We start from the raw sequence: 16,314 nt of genomic DNA, 5'->3' as shown, positions 1-16,314 counted from the left end.
TCGGCCGGTAACGGAAGGACCGGCCGATCCTGTTTGCGAACGACACGCTCGACATAGTGGCGCGCGGCCTGCTGCTCGCGGTTGCAGCGCTCGCCTGGGTGGTGCTGCTCGTCAGGGTCAACGGGCTGCGCTCGCTGTCCAAGATGACGAGCTTCGACTTCGTCATGACCATTGCACTGGGCAGCCTCGTCGCCGGAGCATCGCAAGCGGACACCTGGAGCGGTTTCGCTCAGCCGCTGGTGGCGATGGCGGGGCTGTTTCTCGCGCAATGGGGGGCGGCACGGCTGCGCAGGATTTCCCCGGCGGTCGAGAAGATCATCCAGAACGAACCGGTGCTGCTGATGCGCGACGGCGAGATTCTGCGTGACGCGCTCGACCGGACCCGCGTGGCCGAGAGCGACCTGTTCGCCAAGCTGCGCGAGGCCGACGTTCGCGATCTCTCGCAAGTGCGCGCGGTCGTGCTCGAGACGACGGGCGACGTCAGCGTCTTGCAGGGTGAAAGCGGAAGCGAACGCCTGCTTCGGGGTGTGGATCGGGCTGGTGGCTCGAGAAGCTAAGCTGCGGCAAACCCGCGGCGCATGAGTGCCGGAAGCATTGCCGCCTGGATCGCCGCACGCGCGACGAGGAACAGGGTGAAGGCGAGCCACAGGCCCCAGTTGCCGTGCGGCCAGGCGAGCCACAGCACGCCGGCATAGACCGCCGCCGCGCCGAGCATCGAGACGAGCAGCGCCCGCGTCCAGCTCGCGCCGACGAAGACACCGTCGAACACGAAGCCGGCGACACCGGCGAAGGGAATCAGAACTAGCCAGAACGCCTGCTGCCGGGCCGCCTCGGCCACGGCGTCGGTTGCGGCGAAGCTCGCGAGGATCGGATCGGCCAGCAGCGCGAAGGCGAGGGCGACCAGCGCCGCCGCGCCGAAGCCGCGCAGCAGGATCGCCTTGATATAGCGCGCGAAACCCTCGCGGTCGCGGGCGCCCGCGCGTTCGCCGTTGAGCACTTGCGCCGCGTTCTCGAACCCGTCGAGCAGCAGCGCGGTGAAGACGAACATCTGGTAGAGGATGCCGTTCGCCGCGAGCACCACGGCGCCACGCTCGGCGCTCAGCCGGGTCAACGCGGCCAAGGCGACCATCAGGACCACCGTGCGCAGGAACAGGTCGCGGTTGAGCGAGAGGAACGGGCGCAGGCTGTTCCAACGCAGCACCGTGCGCTCGCGCGCGGCGTCGAGGATCGTGCGCCCCTGCTCGCCCCGCAGCACGAAGATCGCAACCGCGATGAGCTTGGCGTATTCCGCGGCGAAGCTCGACCAGCCGACGCCCGCGATCCCCATGTCGAGGCCGAGCACGAACCACAGCCCCAGCGCGACGTTGAGCAAGTTGTAGGCGACCTCGAACATGAGCACCGCCGCCATCCGCCGCCGCCCCACGAGATAGCCGATCAGCGCGAGGTTGAGCATGACGCCCGGCGCGGTCCAGTAGCGGATCTCCGCGTAGGTGCGCGCGGCCGCGAGCACCTCGCCCTCCGCGCCCAGGAGGCCGAGCAGCGCCGGCATCAGCACCGGCTTGGCAATCAGCAGCATGGCCGCGATCGCGATCCCGATCGTCGCCCCGCGCAGCAGTATCGCCGCCTGTTCCTGCGTGCCGCTGCGCGTGCCCGCCTGCGCGACGAGCCCGGTCGTGCCGGTCTTGAGGAAGTTCATGACGGTGAACAGCACCGCGAACAGCCGCGCGCCGACGTCCACCGCGCCTTGCGCCGCGGCATCCTCCAGCCGCCCGACGATCCACATGTCGCCGACCCCGATCAGCGCGGTCGCGACATTGGTGACCATCGCGGGCAGGGCGATGGCCCAGATGACCCGGGTGTCGAGCGTGGCGGCGGGGGATGGGGTGGAAATCGCCTTGGCTCCTCGCAGCCTCCGCCGCAGGTCCGGCCGGAGCGCGCCAGCCGTAACCGCTAATCCGGCGCCGCGCTACGGGGCCGTGCGGTCAGGGCAGGTCCGCCTGGCGCGGCACCAACGCGCGCGCCGCGGCGGCCTGCGGGCGCTTCCGTGACTTCGACCGCTTGCTGCCGAACCAGAAGCTCCAGGTCGCGAGCGTGCCGAGGAGCACGAGCGCGAGGCCGGAGAATGTCAGCACCACCCGCCAGGCCGTGCCGCCGACCTTGCCGGCGTGGACCGGGTAGTACTTCTCGGTGATCGCCGAGGCTGTGTCGCGGGCGGCAGGATCGTCTGTCCCGAGAACGGCGCCTGTGGCGGGGTCGAGATAGACGTAGGTCCGGCCGTTGGGAGTCCACTCGAAGTTCTGCTTCAGCCGTAGTGTGAGCGGTGCGCCCGGCTCCTGCGGCAGCGTCAGACGGCGCGGGAAAGCGTCGGGGAAAGCGGCCTGCGCATTGGCCATGACGGCCGGCCAGTCGGCGGCGGAGTCGCCCGGTGCGGGCGTTTCCGGCTGGACCAGCGCGGCCGCCTCGGTGGACTCCGCCCAGGGCGTCAGCAGCGCTTCCGACACGGCGGGGAATATCATGAAGGCGCCCGTCAGCGCGCTCAGGATCAGCACCGGCGAGGCGACCGCGCCGATATCGCGGTGCTGGCGGATGATCGCGCCCTTGGTGAACCGCGCCGGCCAGAGGCGGAGTTCGAAGGACCTGCGGGTGCGCCACCAGAGGATCAATCCCGTCACCGCGAAGGCCAGCAACAGCAGGCCGAGAGCGCCGGTCACGTATTCGCCGATCTCGCCCATGAACAGGTAGTGGTGCAGGTCGAACAGCCACAGTTCCGGCCGGCCCCACATGTTGTCCCAGCGGTCGACGACCATGCCGGCCTGCGTGAGATAGGCCCCGCCGCCGTCGGCGTAGATCGCCTGGTGGAGGCCCATGTCGTCGTTGGCGAAGGTGATACGCGAGAGCGCCGGATCCTCCGCGATCGCCGCTGCCACGGCCTGCCCGATCAGGGCCGGGTCCGCCGTCAGCGGATCGTCCGCTCCCGGCAGGCCGATCCAGCTCTCCTCCCACACCAGCACCGTGCCGCTGAGGCCGATCACCGCCAGCAACAGGCCGAGGATGCCCCCGGCCCAGCCGTGCAGGAGGGCGAGCAGGCGCATCAGAAAGCGCCGCGCCAGCTCAACGTGAAGGTTCGCCCACGGCCGGCGTAGAAGCGGTTGTTGTCCGTCGTGCGCACGGTGTCGCTGTCGTAGGTGAGGTAGTACTTGTCGGCCAGGTTCTGCACCGCGAGTGCGAATTCACCAGCGCCCGTCTGATAGGCCAGATAGGCGTCAAGCAGCGTGTAGCCCTCGAAGTCCGTGTCCACGCTAACGTCGTTGAAGGTGCGCGACAGGTAGAAGCGCGACTGCAGCCGGGCGCTGAGCGGGCCGCTGCGATAGTCGGCGGAGAGATTGAGCCGGTCCGGCGAGATATTCGCGCCGTCCAGATCGTTGTTCACCAGTTCGTCTTCATCGTTGCTGTCGGTCTGGCCCTCGATATCGCTGTAAGCTGCGCTGAGCGTGAGGCCGGGCAGCGGCGTGCGCCAGGCGATGTTCGCCTCCAGCCCCTCGATCTGGATTGGCTGGCGCGAGACGCTGAAGATGCCGTCCTGCCCGAGCACGAGCAGAGATCCGAGGTCGCTCGACGACCAGAAATAGCTGACGCCGGCGTCGATCGCCCCGCGCTTCCATTCAAGCCCGATTTCGCGGTTGTTGGAGATGACCGGCTCGAGCGCGAGGTAGTTGTCGATGTCGACGCCTTCGTCCTTGATCCCGCGCAGGATGCGTCCGACGTCGGCGATCGTGTAGCCTTCGGCATAGCTGCCGTAGGCGCGCAGGCCCGCGATCGGCTCGACTATCACGCCGCCGTTCCACAGCACGTCGTTGAACGAGGGGCTGCCGCCCGCGACGGAGACGGGCTCGTAGGTGGAAAGGTCGTCCGGATCGTCCGCGCCGTAAGAGGCGAGCGTCTGATAGTCGCCGACCTCGAGCTTGACGTCTTCGTACCGCAGGCCGCCCGCCAGGCGCACGGCACCGCCGAACAGCGCGAGGTTCGCCTGCGCGAACGGCGCGAGGCTGCGGAAGTCGGTTTCCGGCACCCAGGTGCGGCCGGTCTGGGCCAGATATTGCTCGGTGCGGTCGAACAGCGCGTCGAAGCCGGCGGTCACGGTCAGATCTTCGAAACCGGGCACGGCGCGCTCGTAGCTGATCTTGCCGCCGATCTTGCGCGACAGGTTCGCCGACTGGTCGAACAGATTGCCGGTCGGATCGATGGCCGGATCCTGGAACGTGTCGGTGACGAGGCCGCCGAACACGTCGCGCGTGCGGCTGAAGAAGGCCTGCACGGCGAATGCGCCGCCGCCGAGATCGTCGTCGGTCAGGGCGGCGGAGAGCAGCTCGGCGCGGTTCGTCGGCGGATCGCCCTGAATGACCCCGCGCTCGCTGCTGGCGGGGATGCCTTCGTCGCGATTGCCGGGCACGAGCACGTAGTTGCCGTTGCCCTGCAGCTCGAACCGGTTGGCGATCACTTCCAGCCGCGCGCTCGGGCTGAGCTGGTAGCCGAAGCGGCCGAACACCGACCAGGAGTCGCTGTCCTGGACCTCGCCCTGGGTGCCGTCGACGCCGATGTTGTTGCCGTGTCCGTCCCGATAGGCACCGCGCTGCTCGAACGTCGCGCCGATCGTCGCATCGAAGGCGCCCGCGCGGTAGCCGACGAGCGAGCCGATCTTGCCGCCCATCGCCGAGCCGTCGAAGCCGTCGGCGGCCGAAGCCTGCAGCAGCGTGCGCGCGGCGACACCGTCCTCAGCCGGGGCGCCGACGGTGACCTGGTTCACCACGCCGCCGGTGCCGCCGATGCCCTGCAGCGCGTTGGAGCCGTAGATCACCTCGACCCGGTCGATGAAGAACGGATCGATCGTGTATCCGTCGCGCGAGCCGTCGCGGACCGGGGTCGACTGCGGGATGCCGTTGATCGCGTAGAGCGGCGAGCGGCCGCGCAGGCTCTCGCCCGAGCCGGAGAGCTTCTCGCGCGTGGGGGAGAACGAGGGCAGCAGGGCCGAGACCGCATCGACCGTCGAGCCCGAGATCTGCACCTGCTGCTGCAGCGCTTCGGTGCCGACGACGTCGATCGTCAGCGGCAGGGCGCTGGGCGGAAGCTGGGTACGCGTGGCGCTGACGATGATCTCCGCGTCGCCTTCCGCTTCCTCGGCGCTGGCCGACTGAGCGGCGGCACCGCCGGACCAGGCAAGTGCAACGGCGAGAGCAGGCAACGAAACGCGGACAAACATGGGAACCCCCTGAACTATGTGGCGGGTCCGCTAGCAGTACTGCAACTAGCTCGCAATAGCATCTTTGAGCATGTGCCGGGGAAAGCCGCAGCCGGGGAACTGGGCTGGTCGGTCTTGGTGAACTGTCGAGACCGAAAATTCATGCATCGGGTGGACCGGCGAACTGGGCGCGGGAGCTCGGTTCGTCATCGCCGCTCGGGCGGGCCGGCGCGCTGCACGAAGTGGCACAGGCGATTCTCCGGCTACTCGGTGACGAGGCCTCATACTGCACCGGGCCCTGCTCGATGTTTCGGGCGGTCGGTGATGGATGCCGACTCTGGCCACCGCGCATGTGCGCATGATCCATCGAGTGTGAGACGGTTTGTCGAGGCGGCGCTGACTTACGCCTGACATCTCCCCGACCTCGAACCGAAACACCGCGCGCTTAGGCCCCCGGCCGACCGGCTCTTCCGGCGGTTTCGATTGAAGGGGTCTCATGTCCATCACCGTTCCCGTGCTCGCAAACGCGGGCCGCACGCTTGCGCCTCATCTGCTTTTTGGCACCTCGATTTTAGCCCTCGGTGCCTCATCCGCGCTTGCGCAGGATGCGTCTGCCAATGCGGAAATCGCCGAGATCGTGGTCACCGGCTCCGCGCTGCAGAATCAGGCGGAGATCGAGACACGCCGGCAGGCGACGGCGATCGTCGATTCTCTCTCGCGCGACGAGATCGGCGCGCTGCCCGACATCACGATTGCGGAATCGCTGCGCCGCATCACTGGCGTCAGCACGGTCTACAATGACGACATCGGCCAGTTCGCGTCCATTCGGGGTACGCACCCTGACTTCGTGCCGGTGACGATGAACGGGCTGACCCTGGCCACGACCGGCGATCACGGGGAAGGCACCCGCAAGGTCAATCTGCAGGTCATTCCCGGCGAGGCCGTTCAGCAGCTGCGCGCCTACAAGACACTGTCGCCGGATCTGGATGCCGGGGCGCTGGGCGGGCTGATCGATATCGTCACCGTTAGCGCGTTCGATCCGCTGCGGGCCCCGCTGAGCGTCACTGCGGGAGCAAGCTACACCAGCTATATGGACGTGCCCGACGACAACAGTTTTGCGGATCAAAAGGACAGCCCGATCGGTCCGTCGCTGAGTGCGATCTGGTCCCCGCGCTTCGGCGCCGACGAGAGCTGGGGGCTGGTGGTGACCGGGATGTACGAAGTGCGTCCGCGCACGCAGTCGAACGACGCCATCGCCAACCGGCTCTACTTCAACGACGCGGGTCAGCAGACGACGCCGGACTCCGAGGACTGGAACGGATTTGCCGCGCCCAATTCCTTCGTCTCGCACAACTACACCAACAAGTTCACCAAGTTCGGGGGCACGGCGCGTCTGGAGTACCGGCCCAGCGACCGCGTCAGCTCAAGCTTGTTCGGCTTCGCCTATTTCTCCGACGAGCAGGAAACCCGCAACACCAACCGAGTCTATCGTCTCGACCAGGCGCAGGATCAGACCGAGAATACCGGCACCATGCGGGTGCGCAACGCAGACACCCAGTGGCGCTACAACAGCTTCGAGCGCGATCAGCGGGGCCTGCAATGGTTGAACGACATTGCAATCGGCGATCGTGGCCATCTGTCGGCAGACCTCGGCTATTCCTACGCCTGGTATCGTTCATGGCGGCCCTTCGTCGCGTTCGACTACGCGGCGGGCACGCGGCTTACCTACGACCTGACCAACGAAAGCGTGCCGTTCATTCTCGACAACGGCAATGCCTATCTCGAGGCGGCCAACTACGCGACCAACAATCATTACGAGGATGTGCGGGAGGCCACTGCCCATGTCTACGAAGGCCGCTTGGATTACGGCTTCAACAATCGTCAGGACGATCGCGGTATCGGCTTCGCGTTGGGCGCATCCTACCGGGACATGGACCTGGAGCGCGACAACAGCGCCATCGTCTACGAGAACGGCACCAGCCTCGCCGGCTACGCTTTCACTCCAGACTTTAACACGCCTGGTTACAGCCATCCCGCGCTCTGGCTCGATCGCGGTCGGTTTTACGCCGAGGTTGTTCCCGGTGTGCCCGTTGACGACGCGGAAAGCGACCGCCGCACTCGCGTCAACGATTACAGCTATCGGGAAAAGATCGCCGCAGCCTATGTGAACGGGACTTTCACCTCGGATATGCTGCGGCTCGATGCCGGCGCCCGGCTCGATCATGTCGATTTCACTGCCGACATGGCGCAGGTGCTCGACGGCGTGCTGCAGTCGGACCAGGTCCGGTACGCAGGCAAGGACACCCACCTGCTTCCTTACGCGACGGCCAATCTCGCGCTAACACCGTCGCTGCGCATCAAGGCTGCAGCCAGCCAGACGCTCGGTCGCCCCAATCCCGAGACCATCGCCACCGTGGAAGACGTCGACCGGACCGAACTGGTGATCACTCGCGGCAACCCGCATATCCAACCGCGCAGGTCCACCAATCTCGATCTCGGCCTCGAATACTACTTCAACGCCGGGCGAGGCATGGCGACGCTGACCGGCTTCTACAAGAAGATCACGGACGACATCCTGACCGTCAGCTCGCAGGAGGTGATCGGGGGTGAGGCCTATACGGTTTCCCAACCGATCAATGGCGAGGACACGACCTACCAGGGCATCGAAATCGGCCTGATCAACAACAGTTTCGGCAACGTCTATCATGCGCTCGATCGCATCGGCGCCCAAGCCAACTTCATCTGGACCGAGGGCTCGACCACCTACCTCGAAGGAGAGGAACTGCTCGAACGCGATCAGTTGCAATACCAGTCCGACATCGCGGCGAACGCGGCCGTCTTCTACGATCTGGGCGGCGGGTCGGAACTGCGCCTCGCGATGAATCACCAGGGCGGATACGTCGAGAGCTTTGCCGCCAATGCCTGGCAGGACATCTACATCGAGCCGTTCACGACGTTCGACCTCACGGCGCGCTGGGCGGTGACGCCGCGTCTGCAACTGCGCCTCGAGGGGCGGAATATCTTCGGAGCCGACCGGCGGCGCACCACCGGCCCCGATCACGAATATTTCCGGGCCGGTCTCGAGGTGGGGAACACCTGGTACCTCCGCGCCAACTTCCGCCTCTGACCAATCGGGCCCGGGCTTGAACACGCCCGGGCCTCTCCTTTCCTGGAACGCTTTGAAAGAGACGAGATCATGCCCACGACCCGCCGGGATCTTCTGCTTCGCGCCTCTATCGTCGCCGGTACGGCATTGCTCCCCACCTATGGCCAGCGTCTCCTGGCGCAGCCGCGATTTGCCGCGCACCCGTTCACGCTCGGCATCGCTTCGGGCGATCCGGAGGCCAACGGGGTGGTTCTCTGGACGCGCCTGGCGCCGTCCCCGCTGGATGACCATGGCGGCATGCCGGCTGAGGCCGTTACGGTCGGATGGGAAGTGGCTGAGGACGAAGCGTTCACCCGCGTGGCACGCAAAGGCACGGCCTGGGCACTCCCGCAGGCGGCGCATTCGGTGCATGTCGAAGTCGACGGCCTCCGCCCCGACCGCGTCTACTATTACCGCTTCCACACTGCCGGCGAGACGAGCGGTATTGGTCGTACCCGCACCGCGCCTGCCCCGGATGCCGATGTGCAGGCCCTGCGCTATGCCTTCACGGCCTGTCAGCACTACGAAACCGGATACTACGGTGCCTATCGGCAACTCGTTGCGGACGATCCCGCGCTCGTGCTGTTTCTGGGCGACTACATCTACGAGCGGCCCGGACGGGACCGGGGGCCGCGGCGCCATCCGGACGAGCATGCTGCGGACCTGGCGAGCTATCGCCGCCGCCATGCGCTGTACAAGACCGATCCCGACCTTCAGGCCGCTCACGCGGCCGCGCCCTGGCTCACGATCTGGGACGACCACGAGGTCGAGAACAACTACAGCGGCGATGTATCGCAGGATGGCGGCGACAGCCCCTCGTTTCTGGTCCGCCGCGCGGCCGCCTACCAAGCCTATTACGAACACATGCCTCTTCGGCGGCGGTCCATCCCGGTGGGGCCGCAGATGCAGCTTTACCGCAGTCTCGCCTGGGGCAATCTGGCGCGATTCCAGATGCTCGATGCCCGTCAGTACCGCGATCACAGGCCCTGCCCGGACCTGTCGCCCGATCGCAAGACGGTTTCGGATTGCGCCGAACGCCTCGACCCGTCGCGCAGCATGCTGGGCTCCGAGCAGGAACGCTGGCTGTTCGGCGAGCTTGCTGGGAGCAATGGGCGCTGGAATGTCATTGGTCAGCAATTTGCCATGGCTGAATCCTCGCAGATCGATCCGCAGACTGGCGACCCTCGTTTCGGGGTCGATGGGTGGGACGGCTACCCCGCCGCGCGTGACCGCATCCTCGCCTTCCTGCGCGATGCGCAAATATCCAATCCGGTCGTGATAGGCGGCAACAGCCACGCCTTCATAGCCTCTGAACTCTCGCTCGAACCCGAGGGTCCCGTCATCGCGCCGGCCTTCGTCGGTGGGTCGCTCAGCTCGACAAGCGGCTCGGCACCTGACGATCTACTGCGCAAGACCCCTCAGATGCGGTTCGCAGAAACCCAACGCCGCGGCTACTCGATCGTCGATGTCACGCCGGAAAGTAGCATACTGACAATGCGCGCCGCCGCCGACGCGACCGATCCTCAGACAACAACTTCTACGCTCAGAACCTTCGCCATCGAGAGCGGGGTGCCCGGTTTTGGCCTTTAGAGCGCCGCCGACGCCCTTAATAAGGCGTGATGCTTTCGGGGTTGCGCCAAAGATTCTTAGCGTCCGGTATTCGGCCTCATGCACGGCAAGTGCAGGCCCTCTCAATGTTTCTCTCAGCAGCGGCGCTGGATCGTCCGGTGGTGTTCGGGGGTGACTTCAACCTGCGTGGCTCGCAGCAGCGCTTCGACGTGTTCGAGACGGGAAACACGCTCCGCCTCGTGCACCGGTATTGCGCTGCATGGGAGGCACGGTTTCAGCGCGCCTCTCACTCGCTATTGTTCGGCTCTAGGAGGAATTCGCCTTCCGCCGGTGATACGTCGGCCCGCGAGGGGTGTCACCTTGCTCGTTCGTGCGCCATGGCATGCCCATGACCTTCCTGGAACAACTTCTACTCGCCCTCATTCAAGGCGCTACCGAGTTCCTGCCGGTAAGCTCGTCCGCGCATCTTATTCTGGGCCGCACGTTGATGCAGTGGCTCGGGCTGGCCAGCGGCGAAATGTCCGCAGCGGAAGAACTGGCATTCGATGTTGCGCTACACCTCGGCTCGCTTGGCGCGGTCCTGATCTACTTTCGCGGCGAGGTCCGCATGATGGGGGCCGGTCTGTTCGATCTGGCCACCGGTGTCCGCTCGGCGAACGCCTGCACGCTGATAAATGTAGCGGCCGCAACTGCTCCCATTCTCGGTGCAGGCTTTCTCCTGAGGGGCGCCGTCACCGACATGGCACGCAGTGTCGAGCTCATCGCCGCCACGACCATTCTCTTCGGTCTCCTCCTGTGGAGTGCGGACCGCCGAGCCGAGGAGATCCGCCACATCGATAAGATGAAGCTACGTGACGCGTTGCTCATCGGGGCCGCTCAATGTGTGGCTCTTGTTCCAGGAGTCAGCCGAAGCGGCATATGTATGACCGCCGGACGCTTTCTCGGGCTCGATCGAAGTCTTTCGGCGCGTTTCGCGATGCTGCTATCGATTCCCACCATCCTTGCGGCCGGACTGTTGACGTCCTTCGATCTGGCCAGAGCAGGGAACGTCAGGCTTACAGCCGACGCAGCAACGGGTGCCGTTTTCGCCTTCTTCAGTGCATGGGCGGCGATCGCTCTGCTCATGCGTTGGCTGAAAACCGGATCCTACTTGCCATTCGTTCTCTACCGCCTGGGCTTGGGGGCTCTGCTCGTGCTCCTCCTCGCAGGCGGTGCGCTGAGAACCGGCTGAGCGATCGTCGGCAACTGCCGCTGCCTGCAGTCTCGCAGGATCGGAGAGGTGGTTCGTGCGGGCGGTTGCGCTTCGCATATTCCGATGCGATAGGCTCAAGCGGGTGTTCGCCGTCCAGAGGTGAACAGGGTTGATCGTTGGTCGGGCCGCCAGCGAGAATGCAACTGCCCGGAGAACACCTCGATGGCCCCCAAGCATCATCGCCCCAGCGCCTTGCGCCAGTTTCTTGAGGGACAGTCCTCAGCCGGACTTGTCCTCATGGGGGCGGCAGCGCTTGCGCTTTTGCTCGCCAACTCGCCTGCGGCGGCGGCTTATGAGGCGATCCTGCACACCTACGTGGGTCCGTTGTCGCTCAGCCACTGGATCAACGACGGCCTGATGGCGGTATTCTTCCTGCTCGTCGGTTTGGAAATCAAGCGCGAGGTGCTGGATGGACAGCTGTCCACCTGGCCGCGCCGTGCTTTGCCGGGGATCGCCGCTGTTGGCGGAATGGTGGTGCCCGCCTTGATATACCTTGCGTTCAATACCGGCGCGACGGCTCGCGGCTGGGCGATCCCGGCGGCGACCGACATCGCTTTCGCTCTTGGCGTCATCTCTCTCCTGGGCGACCGCGTCCCGGCATCGCTACGGGTGTTCCTGGCAGCGCTCGCCATCATCGACGACCTCGGCGCCGTGATCATCATCGCCTTGTTCTACACGGCGGGGCTGTCCTTGCCGGATCTGGCTGCCGCAGCTGCCATCACCGTTGCCCTGATCGCGCTCAACCGGTTCGGCGTACGCCGGCTCGCACCTTTCCTCCTCCTGGGACTTGTGTTGTGGCTGTTCGTCCTGCGCTCAGGGGTGCATGCCACGCTCGCCGGCGTGATCCTCGCTTTTGCGATCCCGCTGCAGCCCACGCCTGGCCGCTCCGACGCTGAGAACCGCGGCCCTCTTCATCGACTGGAGCACGCGCTTCACATACCCGTGGGCTTCCTGATCGTGCCAATCTTCGGGTTGGCAAACGCTGGCGTGCCGTTCCTCGGATTGCCAGCAGCGGCGCTTGCGGCGCCAGTCACGCTCGGCATCGGGCTCGGCTTGCTCGTGGGCAAAGTTATCGGTGTGTTTGGCTTTTCGATGGTGGCCATTCGCTTGGGCCTTGCCGACATGCCCGCCTACGCGAGCCGCGTTCAGATGGCGGGAACCGCACTGCTATGCGGCATCGGCTTCACCATGAGTCTCTTCATCACCCTTCTTGCATTTCCCGGTGATCCGCTCATCCAAACCGAGGCCAAGATCGGCATCCTGGCGGGCTCCCTGGTGTCGGGGCTCATCGGCTTTGCACTACTTCGATGGGCTCGCAGTGACTGGCCGCCTTCTCCGTCGCGCTGAGTTAGAGATTGTGCTGGCGCTCCGGTGCAGGTGGCAGACGGCTTGCGAGCAGATCCTTCCTCGCTCGTTAATAAAGGCGTTTTCAAAGGCTTAGAAGGTTTGGTCGGGGAGACAGGATTCGAACCTGCGACATCTTGCTCCCAAAGCAAGCGCGCTACCGGACTGCGCCACTCCCCGACCTGATCTGGCCGTTGCAGGTATCCGGTGGGCCCGGCAGGACTCGAACCCGCGACCTAGCCGTTATGAGCGGCCAGCTCTAACCAACTGAGCTACAGGCCCATGGATACCGTTCAGCGTGTCGCGCCTAGCTTGCGGCCCGGCAGGTGGCAAGATGGCTTGCTACGTTGCCACCGATCGCATGATCTCCGCCACGGTCGTCGGCTTCACGCCATGCTGGCCAAGATAGGCGTAAACCGCGCGAAACCAATCGTAGAGCGCGTCGAGATCGGCGTCGGTCTCGACATAAGAAGTATATCCGGGCGCGAGCGAGGGGCTGTGGAATGACAGCACGATCAGCGGCAGCTCGTCGTCCAACGCCATGTCGAGCGCGCGGATCGCCTCGTCGATCGTGGTTCCTTCGGGCGTCAGCGGGATACGTTCGAGCAGGCCGAGGTTGGCAAAGGCGCCGCTCATGCGCGGCATGCGCGCGATCATCGGGTGCAGCAGCCGCCCCTGCCGCCGCAGCATGCCCCAGTAGACCGTCGTCAGGGGCAGCTCGAGGACGGACCTCTCGCCATCGAGCCAGAACGGTTCGAGTGGATAGCCGCTGTAGTCGGGGCCGTGGCGGTGGCTGTAGTCGAACAGCGGGCGGAACGAGGTGTCGATCCCGACCCCTGCGTCGCGCAGCAGCTCGGTGGTCTCGGGGCCGAAGCCGTAACGGCCCGCGCGGTAGAGCTGGGGGCTCGCGCCGAAGTTCTCCGCGATCGCGTCGCGCAGGCGCAGGAACTTGGCGCGCTCTATGTCGGGCGCGAGATTGCCGGCGAACGAGTTGCGCTCGCTCACCTCCTCCTCGAACGGAGGATTGACCCACGGGTGGAGCTGGATGCCGACTTCCGCCGTGCCCTGGCTGACCGGCCCCGCGAGAATGTCCTTCGCCAGCGAGGACGTGGCCACGGGCCAGTCGACCAGATAGCTGGGTACGACGCCGAGGCCCTCGCAGAATTCCTGGAAGTTGCGCAGGCGCGGCAGGTGGTCGAGCCCGTGCTGGTCGCGGGTGAATGGACCGTCCCAGTCGAACTCCTCTTCGGTATCGACGGTGAGGAGGACACGCCGCCCGAATCCGTTCACGAAGCGCGCCTTGGGACCGGGTGGCGGCGGGGCAGTCCTCGGCTGGTTCATGCGCTGCACTCCCGGACGCGAGGGCCGCATCGTTCAGCGCGCTTGCGGTCGTCGCCTTTCTTGGCGGTTCGAACCGGGGCTAGGATCGCCCCTCGCAGCGGTCAATAGCGGCAGCGTGAGCCGCAGCCGCTCGTCCACATGTTCGAGGTCGCCGCCGGCCGCGCGGGCTTCGGCGCGGACCAGGCGCAGGGCGAAGCCGGCGCCGAACATCCCGGCGCTCAGGGCGCCCGGTGCGGGGCGCGGAGCGGTGGCGAACACATCCTCTTCCGTTGCGAGCACGGCGGGCAGTGTGGCGGTCAGCGCCATCGCATCGCCCTCCGCGCGCATCGCGACCTCCACCGCCTCGCCCGCGCCGAGCGCGGTTGCCAGCGTGGCGAATAGACGCCAGGCGAGCGCCTCCCCCTCGCGTAGGGCCATCGGCACGACCAGCGGGGAGAGCGGAATGTCCGCCTCGAACTTCGCCATGCGCGGCGCGAGAACGCCTTCGAGCTGCTTCGCCAGCCCGCGGCACAGCAGCGCGAAATCGCAGTCGCCCTCGAGCGCCTCGACCACGCCGGTTTCCAGCCGGGCGAGCCGGTCGAGCTCGTCGAACCCGGCGAGCATCCGCGCGCTGTCGGCGGCGATGTTGGCGGCGAGCGCGCGGTACTCGTGCGGCACCGGGCCGAAGACCTGCTGCTGGATAACCTCGGCGAAGCCCTGGATCGCATTGACCGGCGTGCGCAACTCGTGGAGCAGCTGGCGAATGCGGTCCGCCTCGATCGCGGCATCGGGCGCGGCGCCGGCGACCCGGTGCGGCGCCGGACGGCGGAACTTGCCCGCGAGACCGTAGAACCGGCCGCCGGGGACGGTGAAGCGCGGGGCGGCGTCGACGATCCACTCGCCCGCGATCTGCGGCGCGCCGCGCAGCTCGACCGGCGCGCGTTCGACTCGCTGCCAGGCTCTCAGGGCGCTGCGGATTTCGTCGGTCATAAGATGCGTGCCCACGACCATCGGCGCGACCTGCGGTTCGGCCCAGTCGATCCGCCCTTCGCTGTCGGTGGTGAAGGCGAAGCCCATGAGCGGCGGGCGCGCCGTATCCTCCTGTTCGCCGAGGGGCAGGCGAGGGGAGGTGTCGGCCGTGGCGCTCTTCGCGCGGGCGCGCTGGAACGCCTCGATCCGCCGGACCAGCGCGCCGATCGCGCTTTCCTCTCCGGCTTCGCCGCTGTCGTTCGCCGGAATGGTGAGCTCGAGCGGCTCGCGTGAACGCGGGTCTTCGCGCTGGTTCCGGCTTTCGCTGGCGGGCTGCACGGCGAGGTCCGGGACGGGGAGCCCGCGATCGTGGATGCCCAGGCGGTCGAGCAGGTTCGTTGCGCGCGGCGGCAAGCCGCTGCGCAGGCGCAGGAATCCGCGTGCACGGATCGGCAGGCGCGGGATCAGCGCCTCCCAGTCCTCTTCGGCGAGATCGGCGCGCGCGAGGGCGGCGGCCGCCACTTCGGGCTCGTCCTCCGCGAGGTGTGCGGCCAGCTCCGGATTGCGGAAGCGCCAGCCGGTATCGCGAATCATCGCCGCGCGGTCAGGCGCAGGGATCGTCTCCCCCAGCGCGCCGAGCCGCAGCCAGGCGGCGGAGAGGAGGTTGCGGTCGTAGGCGCCGCGCCGGGCGCCGAGCAGGTCGAGCAATTGCCGGAACTGCGTGCGCGCGGCACGTCCGTCGCTCGCGCGGTGGCGCAGCACTGTGGCAAGGCGATCGTCGAACTGCATGGATCCTACGGCAACATATAGGCGCCCGAAGGCGTTCCGGGAACGCGCCGTTTAACACTTTCCCCCAGCAGCGGGAGCGGCACGCAGAGCGCGTTGCAAAGCGGGACAATTGCTGGCAAGGATAATAAAATTAGCCAACTGGTGACGATGGGGCCAGTTTAGTTCATTACGTGCCGTGCCTTCGTGCGCGGAGTCCGTTGGGGGCACCCACAATGGCGAATCTGGACGACATTGACCGGCGTTTGCTGGCCGAGCTGCAGAACGAGGGGCGCGTGACCAACGTCGAACTCGCGCACCGCGTCGGCTTGACCGCGCCGCCTTGCCTGCGCCGCGTCCGCGCGCTCGAAGAAGAAGGCGTCATCAAGGGCTACCACGCCGAGCTCGACGCATCGAAGCTGGGCTTCGCGATCACCGTGTTCGCGATGGTCAGCCTCAAGAGCCAGGCCGAGAACGCGCTCCGCGAGTTCGAGGAGCACATGCGCGGCCTGCCCGAAGTGCGCGAATGCCATATGCTCAACGGCGAGATCGATTTCATCCTGAAGATCGTCAGCCGCGACCTGCAGAGCTTCCAGGAATTTCTGACCAGCAAGCTGACGCCGGCCCCGAACGTGGCGAGCGTGAAGACGTCGCTGACGATCCGGACGGCCAAACATGAGCCTGGGGTGCCGTTGGAGTAACGGCGGAGATAAC

The 16,314-nt window shown here is 66.5% G+C and carries 11 protein-coding genes and 2 tRNA genes; 6 read left to right on the top strand and 7 right to left on the bottom strand.

Features of this window, described 5'->3' with window-relative positions; translation table 11 throughout:
• Window positions 1-56 precede the first annotated feature (56 nt).
• Entirely contained in the window at window positions 57-557 is a 501-nt protein-coding gene (locus AC3A5N_RS13180) for a DUF421 domain-containing protein (RefSeq protein WP_487737778.1), read from the top strand.
• Here the strand turns inward: AC3A5N_RS13180 and AC3A5N_RS13175 are convergent.
• From AC3A5N_RS13175 to AC3A5N_RS13165, 3 genes are all read right to left on the bottom strand, one after another.
• Window positions 554-1,825 carry an MATE family efflux transporter gene (locus tag AC3A5N_RS13175; RefSeq protein ID WP_487737777.1) on the bottom strand — a complete coding sequence of 424 codons (1,272 nt, stop codon included), beginning with the start codon at window positions 1,823-1,825 and terminating at the stop codon, window positions 554-556. The genes AC3A5N_RS13180 and AC3A5N_RS13175 overlap by 4 nt on opposite strands.
• Before the next feature lie 157 nt (window positions 1,826-1,982).
• A complete protein-coding gene (locus tag AC3A5N_RS13170; RefSeq protein WP_487737776.1) occupies window positions 1,983-3,092 on the bottom strand; it encodes a PepSY-associated TM helix domain-containing protein in 1,110 nt (369 codons plus the stop codon).
• The gene (locus AC3A5N_RS13165) at window positions 3,092-5,257 is read right to left on the bottom strand and encodes a TonB-dependent receptor (RefSeq protein WP_487737775.1); all 2,166 of its coding nucleotides are present in this window, start codon (window positions 5,255-5,257) and stop codon (window positions 3,092-3,094) included. The genes AC3A5N_RS13170 and AC3A5N_RS13165 overlap by 1 nt, the downstream gene beginning before the upstream one ends.
• 475 nt (window positions 5,258-5,732) lie before the next feature.
• Between AC3A5N_RS13165 and AC3A5N_RS13160 the strand changes: the two genes are divergently transcribed.
• The 4 genes from AC3A5N_RS13160 (at window position 5,733) to nhaA (ending at window position 12,549) form a co-directional block, all read left to right on the top strand.
• Window positions 5,733-8,363: a TonB-dependent receptor gene (locus tag AC3A5N_RS13160; protein ID WP_487737774.1), complete on the top strand. Its 2,631-nt coding sequence runs from the start codon at window positions 5,733-5,735 to the stop codon at window positions 8,361-8,363.
• A gap of 69 nt (window positions 8,364-8,432) precedes the next feature.
• On the top strand, window positions 8,433-9,971 hold the full coding sequence (locus AC3A5N_RS13155) for an alkaline phosphatase D family protein (protein ID WP_487737773.1): 1,539 nt from the start codon (window positions 8,433-8,435) through the stop codon (window positions 9,969-9,971).
• A gap of 361 nt (window positions 9,972-10,332) precedes the next feature.
• The gene (locus AC3A5N_RS13150; RefSeq protein ID WP_487737772.1) at window positions 10,333-11,181 is read left to right on the top strand and encodes an undecaprenyl-diphosphate phosphatase; all 849 of its coding nucleotides are present in this window, start codon (window positions 10,333-10,335) and stop codon (window positions 11,179-11,181) included.
• A 183-nt stretch (window positions 11,182-11,364) separates the two neighbouring features.
• The gene (gene nhaA, locus AC3A5N_RS13145) at window positions 11,365-12,549 is read left to right on the top strand and encodes a Na+/H+ antiporter NhaA (protein WP_487737771.1); all 1,185 of its coding nucleotides are present in this window, start codon (window positions 11,365-11,367) and stop codon (window positions 12,547-12,549) included.
• 100 nt (window positions 12,550-12,649) lie between these two features.
• Here the strand turns inward: nhaA and AC3A5N_RS13140 are convergent.
• The 4 genes from AC3A5N_RS13140 to AC3A5N_RS13125 all read right to left on the bottom strand — a co-directional run bounded on the left by AC3A5N_RS13140 (window position 12,650) and on the right by AC3A5N_RS13125 (window position 15,624).
• Window positions 12,650-12,726: transfer RNA gene (locus AC3A5N_RS13140), tRNA-Pro, on the bottom strand.
• 28 nt (window positions 12,727-12,754) lie between these two features.
• Window positions 12,755-12,828 (bottom strand) — tRNA-Ile (locus AC3A5N_RS13135).
• A 60-nt stretch (window positions 12,829-12,888) separates the two neighbouring features.
• Window positions 12,889-13,887, bottom strand: coding sequence for a polysaccharide deacetylase family protein (locus AC3A5N_RS13130; protein ID WP_487737770.1), 999 nt, complete (start codon window positions 13,885-13,887; stop codon window positions 12,889-12,891).
• A gap of 33 nt (window positions 13,888-13,920) precedes the next feature.
• A complete protein-coding gene (locus AC3A5N_RS13125; RefSeq protein WP_487737769.1) occupies window positions 13,921-15,624 on the bottom strand; it encodes a histidine kinase dimerization/phospho-acceptor domain-containing protein in 1,704 nt (567 codons plus the stop codon).
• Between the two features lie 212 nt (window positions 15,625-15,836).
• Here AC3A5N_RS13125 and AC3A5N_RS13120 point away from each other — a divergent pair, with 212 nt between their 5' ends.
• Window positions 15,837-16,301, top strand: coding sequence for an Lrp/AsnC family transcriptional regulator (locus AC3A5N_RS13120; RefSeq protein ID WP_119511419.1), 465 nt, complete (start codon window positions 15,837-15,839; stop codon window positions 16,299-16,301).
• Window positions 16,302-16,314: the final 13 nt, after the last annotated feature.

It is taken from the genome of Pelagerythrobacter sp. Soil_C_18 (assembly GCF_057657235.1).
The sequence above is the reverse complement of the archived record's forward strand: the minus strand, read 5'-3'. Positions and strand labels throughout refer to the sequence as shown.